This is a genomic window from Pseudomonas agronomica, assembly GCF_025917275.1.
Taxonomy (GTDB): domain Bacteria; phylum Pseudomonadota; class Gammaproteobacteria; order Pseudomonadales; family Pseudomonadaceae; genus Aquipseudomonas; species Aquipseudomonas agronomica.
On record NZ_JAOSHO010000027.1, the window covers coordinates 21,808 to 27,862 of the forward strand.

Genomic DNA, 6,055 nt, shown 5'->3' on the forward strand with positions numbered 1-6,055 from the left:
CCGCGAATCCACCCAAGGCGAAACAAGGCATTTGCGCCAAACAATGACGTTTTCTCACTTTGGCAACGAACGATTTCCCACGGCTGTTGCCAACCAGACTGGCGCAATACAGGGAGGGTTTCCCACGAAATCAGTCCCCTTGCGCCTACCGCCGGTTTTGCAGGGGCCGTCTAAGCTCTGGAGGTCGGTTTTGCCTTGGTTCACGGAGGATCACTTATGCTGTTGTTGTGGATACTGGTTCTGGTCGTCGGGATAGCCTGGCTGGCGCATCGCCGCACCGCCCCGCTACCGGCGCTGGGTATTGTCGCGGTCTACCTGCTGGCGATGGGTATCGCCAGCCATGCACCCGGTTGGCTGATGCTCGTTCTCTGGCTGGTGCTCGCTGCCATCGCGACACCGCTGCTACTGCCAGACCTGCGCCGCAAATATTTCAGCGCGCCGATGTTCGACTGGTTCCAGAAAACCTTGCCTCCCATGTCCCAGACCGAGCGCGATGCCATCGACGCGGGCACGGTGTGGTGGGATGGCGAACTGTTCAGCGGCCGGCCGGACTGGGACCTGCTGCTGACCTATCCCAAGGTAAAACTGACCGAAGAAGAACAGGCATTCCTCGATGGCCCAACCGAAGCGCTCTGCGCGATGGTCAGCGACTGGCAGATCGGCCAGGCCATGGACCTGCCGCCAGAAGCCTGGGCACACATCAAGGAGCACGGTTTCTTCGCCCTGATCATTCCCAAGGAATACGGTGGCAAGGGTTTTTCCGCCTACGCCCATTCCCAGGTAGCCATGAAACTGGCTACCCGCAGCGGCGACCTGGCTTCCACCGTGATGGTCCCCAACTCCCTCGGTCCGGCGGAACTGCTCCTGCATTACGGCACCGACGAACAACGCAACCACTACCTGCCGCGCCTGGCCCGTGGCGACGACATCCCCTGCTTTGCATTGACGGGTCCATTGGCCGGTTCCGATGCCGGGGCGATGCCAGACACCGGGGTCATCTGCAAAGGCGAATGGCAAGGCCAGGAAACCCTCGGCCTGCGCTTGAACTGGGAAAAACGCTACATCACCCTCGGCCCGGTCGCCACGCTCCTTGGCCTGGCCTTCAAGGCTTATGACCCTGACCACTTGCTGGGCGACGAAGAAGACCTGGGGATCAGCCTGGCACTGATTCCCACCGATACGCCCGGCGTCCACATCGGCCGTCGCCACCTGCCCCTCGGCGCCGCCTTCATGAACGGACCGAACTGGGGCAAGGACGTCTTCATCCCCCTGGATTTCCTCATCGGCGGCCAGGCCATGCTCGGCAAGGGCTGGATGATGCTGATGAACTGCCTGTCGGTCGGGCGCTCGATTTCCCTGCCGGCGGTCGGTACCGGCGCGGCGAAGTTCACCAGCCTGGTCACAGGCCAATACACCCAGGTACGGGAACAATTCAACGTGCCGTTGTCGGCGTTCGAAGGCATCCAGGAAGCCATGGCGCGGATCGGTGGCAATGCCTGGCTGATGGACGCTGCGCGCATGCTGACCGCCAACGCGGTGGACCTCGGCGAAAAACCTTCAGTGCTGTCGGCGATACTCAAATACCACCTGACAGAACGCGGCCGCGAATGCATCAGCCACGCCATGGACGTGCATGGCGGCAAGGGCATCATCATGGGACCGAACAACTACCTGGGGCGCAGTTGGCAAGGCGCACCGATTTTCATCACCGTGGAAGGCGCGAATATCCTGTCGCGCAACTTGATGATCTTCGGCCAGGGTGCCATCCGCTGCCATCCGTTCGTACTCAAGGAAATGGCCCTGGCAAGCCGAGACGACAAAGACCAGGCATTGATCGAATTTGACGGATTGCTGCTCAAGCACATCGGTTTCGCCGTCAGCAACGCCGCCAGTACGCTCGTGCTCAACCTGGGCCTGGGACATTTCGACAACGTGCCAGGCAATGCCCTGAGCCAAGGTTATTTCCGCGCACTCAACCGGCAGGCGGCAGCATTCGCCCTGCTGGCGGACCTGAGCATGATGTTGTTGGGCGGCGAACTCAAACGTCGCGAACGCTTGTCCGCGCGCCTGGGCGATGTGCTGAGCAACCTTTACCTGGCCTCGGCCGCGCTCAAGCGCTACCACGATCTCGATTCGCCGGACCACATGGCGCCACTGTTCCAGTGGGCCATGGAAGAAAGCCTCGGCCAGTCGGAGCGCGCATTGGACGAGCTGCTGGGCAACTTTCCCAACCGGGTGCTGGGCGGCCTGTTGCGCCTGGTGGTGTTCCCCTTGGGTCGTCGCCACAGGGGACCGAGCGACAGGCTTGATGCCGAGGTCGCGGCGGTCATCGGACGTTCCAAGGGCGACCCGACCCTGGAAGAGTTGCTGCAGGGCTGCTATCGCCCGCAATCAACCGACGATCCAGTGGGCGGACTGCAACACGCCGCCGACCTGCTGGTCGCCGCCCATCCGCTGCAGAAAAAAATCCATGCTGCCCTCAAGCAAGGCCAATTCAATCCAGCGCCTGGAGAAAACCTTATCGACGCGGCCCTGGAAGCAGGCGTGTTGCAGGCCGGTGATGCACAGACCCTGCGGGCAGCCGAAACGGCACGACGCAAGGTCATCGACGTGGATGACTTCGATAAGGAAGCGCTGACGCTCGCCGAGGACAAAGTCCGATGATCCGGACGGACTAGCATGTAAAAGCAGGCGCAGGCGCTTTATACTCCTGCGCCCGTTTTGCTCTTGAGGACTTATCTCGTGTCCAATGTCGTTGCCGATCACCTTGTCTTGCTTGACCACTTGCGCAGCATCCTGGTCGCCGTGGGTGAGGCCGAACAGGTTCCCGAAGAAAGCCATGCGCTGTTCCTGGAGCGCTTTGATGAGTTGCGCGCCCAACTGCCCGTCGACCCGATCGAAAGCCAGTACCTGGGCCAGGATCTCCTGTGCCAGGTGATCGTCCGTTATCCACAGATTGCCCACCTGGTACCCCGCGACCTGCTGTGGTATTTCGCCGGTGATTGCCTGCACTACATGCCCGACGAAGAAATCAATCTGTATCAGGCCCTGGAAGAGCGTCGCTTTGAAGCAGAACAAAACGATGAGCCCTTCGATTGGAACCAGGAAAAACAGTTGCTGGCAATGTCGGATCAGGACAGCAAGCACTGATCACGAAACAGCACTGCAAAGGCCCGCACGGTTTTAACCCTGCGGGTTTTTTTGCGGCTTTTTGTTGATCGCAACACCTCGGATCTATCTCGCAGATTTACATCAAAAGACAGTTTATTGACACGTCGTACCCCGCGCTTTTTGCCCCCGTCACTTTTTAGACGTTTTTTTCACACAGTCCGTGGCGCTTTGCCAGTGTTGAACTACTGTCAATCAGAAGCGAGCAGGGAACAGGCGAACCGATCCACAGCCGACCTGATTGGCAACCGTCGCTCTGCTCGCCAGCCCGGATTCAAGGGCGTTTCAGATGTGCCAATACAGCGTGCCATCCAGTCAGGACGTCCAATGTGCCCCAGGCCAATTGCCGGCGACATTGAGTGATTTGATGAAAATGGGGGGGTAGCCCGGGCCCCGTAAATGATCCGAGGCACTGATCAGCCTAAGGACGGCCTGTCTGTCGAGGATCATTTTATGAGCTATCGTACCGTGCCCGTGTTGAAACACCTTGTTCATGGCTTGTTCTGGATGGGCCTCGGCCTGGATGCGGCTTACGCCGCGGCGGATAGTTGTTCGCAACTGGACAATTTGCCGGCCACCTTCGAGGTTGGCCAGGGGCTGCAGAATGAACTGCGCATTCTTGCCCCGGTAACGAAGCTGGCGGTGGGCGATCCGAAAATCGCCGACGTGCAGCCCAGTGGCAACGATGCCTTCATCCTCACAGGCCTCATGCCCGGTGCCACCAGCCTGATGGTGTGGACGGCCTGTTCGAAAATACCCCGCCAAAGCATGGTTTTCGTGACAGGCCGGGCCACCACCGCGCTGACCAGTGCAGCAAGCGTGCCGTCGGACGACCCGATGCTGCTCGCCCAGGTGCAGACCGACATTCGTTTTGTCGAAGTCAGCCGGACCAAGCTCAAGGAGGCCTCGACTTCGATCTTCGGTACCCGCGGCAACTTCCTGTTCGGCGCGCCGAGAACCTTGCCCACCGTCGGCGGTATCGTCCGGCCTTCCTTGCCGGTCAATAACGACATGTTCAATCTGTCGTTCGCCACCGGCAAGACGCTGTTGATGATCAACGCCCTGGAAGGCAGCGGCTTCGCCTACACCCTGGCGCGGCCCAGCCTGGTGGCTCTCAGCGGGCAGAGCGCCAGCTTCCTGGCCGGCGGCGAAGTGCCGATTCCCGTACCCAGTGCCGGCAGTGACAACGTATCCATCGAGTACAAGGAGTTCGGTATTCGCCTGACCCTGACGCCCACCGTGATCGGCAAAAACCGCATCGCGCTGAAGGTCGCACCGGAAGTCAGCGAACTGGATTTCACCAACGCCGTGAACATCGCCGGGACGCTGGTACCCGCGCTGACCGTGCGCCGCACCGATACCAGCATCGCTCTGGCTGACGGCGAAAGCTTCGTCATCAGCGGCCTGATCAGTACCCGCAACAGTTCGCAGGTGAACAAGTTTCCCGGCCTGGGTGACATACCCATTCTTGGCGCGTTCTTTCGGGACAATTCCATCAACCGCGAAGAGCGCGAGCTGTTGATGATTGTCACTCCGCACCTGGTCCAACCGCTGGCTGCCGACGCGCAACTGCCAACGTTGCCGGGCGAGCAATTACGCAATTACGACCCGAATTTCTACCGCATGTACTTCCTTGAACATGGCGAGTTCGACAACCGCAGCGGGCTGTCCCAATGAGCCGCTACGTGCAGTGCGAAGCGTCAGCCATTCAACTGGATCCCAAGAGGCATGCGATGAAAGCAATCATTGCGATAACGGCGACCTTGATGCTCGCCGGTTGTGCCAGCCACGGCACCGTGGCCTCAAGCACGGCCAGTTGCGCCAAGCCCGGCGCCGACCAGGAACTGGCCCTGAACCTGGCCGATGACATGGCCAATGAAGGTCGTTTGTATGCCAGCCTGGCGAACCTTGAACGCTTACCCGAAGACTTGGTCCAGGTCCGTTTGCGCAAGGCCCGGGTGCTGCGCCTGATGGGACGTAGCGAGGCCGAGCCGTTGTATAAAAGCCTGCTTGGGACTTGCCTGGCTGCGGATGGTGAACATGGTCTTGGTCAATTGGCTGCGGCCAGAAATGACAACGCCAACGCCACGGAACACCTCGAACGTGCCGCAAAGATGGCGCCCACCGAAGGAAAAATCCGCAATGACCTGGGGGTTGTCTACCTCAATCAAAGGCGTATTCCTCAAGCCCGCTTCGAGTTCATGACCGCCATGGAGTTGCAGCAGTCCGACACGCTGGCGGCACTCAACATGGTGACCCTGCTGATCTACCAGGATAACTGGAAGCAGGCGGCGGAACTGGCGAGCATGGCCAAGCTGAGCCCCCAACAGGTGGCCGATGCACAAGCCCGTGCGGAAAAAATCCGTGGCTCTGCCGGCAATGCAATGACCTCACAATCGAACCGCCTGACCGAGGTCGTCGATGCCTCAACCGGCGCGGTCAAGTAGCGCATTTCGAGGAGTCCGAGAGATGAAGACCCAACCATTGTTGATCGTATGCCTGACTTGCCTGTCCACCTCCGCCTGGGCGATCGACCCAGGCCCGTCTTCGGCGGCGCAGCAAGGAACCGAGAGCTGGATGCAGTTGCAGATCCGTGGCGTGGTGGCTTCCACCAACCTGCAAACCGCATCGGCCGCCGAACGCGAACTGGCCATGCAGCGCTGGCTCAACAGCTTTACTTACCCGATCCCGATGTTTTTTGAGCAAGACTCAGGGGGAGATGTCAGCCAGAGTAAGTGAAGCGTTAACCGCATAAAGACCGCAGCCTCCGGCGACCCTACGCTTATTAGGTGTTGCCGGAGGCTGCGGTCTTTTGGCTTGAAAGTGTTGGCTGAACCGGAACCACAGCCAGCATCTTCATTCGCTGACCCACCGCTTTCGCGAGCAA

5 protein-coding genes are annotated in these 6,055 nt (G+C 60.0%); all 5 read left to right on the forward strand.

Going from position 1 to position 6,055, the window contains the following annotated elements; all coding sequences use genetic code 11:
* Window positions 1–216 precede the first annotated feature (216 nt).
* The 5 genes from OC610_RS04525 (at window position 217) to OC610_RS04545 (ending at window position 5,907) form a co-directional block, all read left to right on the forward strand.
* Window positions 217–2,664: an acyl-CoA dehydrogenase gene (locus OC610_RS04525; RefSeq protein WP_264426707.1), complete on the forward strand. Its 2,448-nt coding sequence runs from the start codon at window positions 217–219 to the stop codon at window positions 2,662–2,664.
* Window positions 2,665–2,742: 78 nt separating this feature from the next.
* On the forward strand, window positions 2,743–3,150 hold the full coding sequence (locus tag OC610_RS04530) for a PA2817 family protein (RefSeq protein WP_264426708.1): 408 nt from the start codon (window positions 2,743–2,745) through the stop codon (window positions 3,148–3,150).
* A gap of 471 nt (window positions 3,151–3,621) precedes the next feature.
* Window positions 3,622–4,845, forward strand: coding sequence for a type II and III secretion system protein family protein (locus tag OC610_RS04535; protein WP_264426709.1), 1,224 nt, complete (start codon window positions 3,622–3,624; stop codon window positions 4,843–4,845).
* Between the two features lie 56 nt (window positions 4,846–4,901).
* Window positions 4,902–5,615, forward strand: a complete 714-nt coding sequence (locus OC610_RS04540) for a tetratricopeptide repeat protein (protein ID WP_264426710.1) — start codon at window positions 4,902–4,904, stop codon at window positions 5,613–5,615.
* 22 nt (window positions 5,616–5,637) lie between these two features.
* A complete protein-coding gene (locus tag OC610_RS04545) occupies window positions 5,638–5,907 on the forward strand; it encodes a DUF3613 domain-containing protein (protein ID WP_264426711.1) in 270 nt (89 codons plus the stop codon).
* Window positions 5,908–6,055 lie beyond the last annotated feature (148 nt).